The sequence below is a fragment of the Oleiphilus sp. HI0067 genome (assembly GCF_001635735.1).
In genome coordinates this window covers 1-557 of sequence record NZ_LWFI01000680.1, presented here as the reverse complement: position 1 = coordinate 557, position 557 = coordinate 1, and the positions used below count along the sequence as shown (strand labels likewise).

The window sequence follows — 557 nt, the reverse complement described above, 5'->3', positions numbered from 1 at the left end:
GCTCGCTTACCCTTCGAGCCGACCGTTGGTCGTTTAACGAGCTAAAGCGCTTTTGTACCGCCTACACGTGAATGACGACATGTAGTCACTTAGAGTGACTCCACACCTATGCTTCCTGCTATAGCTCAAACGCAAAAAAACCGCATTAAGCGTTCACCTAATGCGATTTTCGAAACTCATCTACGATGTGATTACCGGATCAAGTCCGGCATGACACAAATAGATTAGTTAGCAGCTTTAAACTTCAAGCGGTAAGCGTGAAGAAGTGGCTCTGTGTAACCACTTGGTTGCTCTTTACCTTTGAAGATCAAATCAGATGCTGCTTGGAAAGCAATCGTATCGAAGCTTGGTGCCATGTTGATGTAAGCGGCATCGCCTGCGTTTTGCTCATCAACGGTTGCAGCCATGCGCTTCAAGCTTTCTTCAACTTGCTCTTTTGAACATACGCCGTGCTCTAACCAGTTCGCAACGTGCTGCGCAGAAATACGCAATGTTGCACGGTCTTCCATCAAACCAACGTTGTTGATATCTGGAACTTTAGAACAACCAACACCTTG

1 pseudogene is annotated in these 557 nt (G+C 46.3%); it reads right to left on the bottom strand.

What is annotated here, in order from left to right:
- Positions 1 to 224: 224 nt before the first annotated feature.
- Positions 225 to 557: pseudogene (locus A3739_RS07755) on the bottom strand (malate synthase G); the annotation flags it as partial.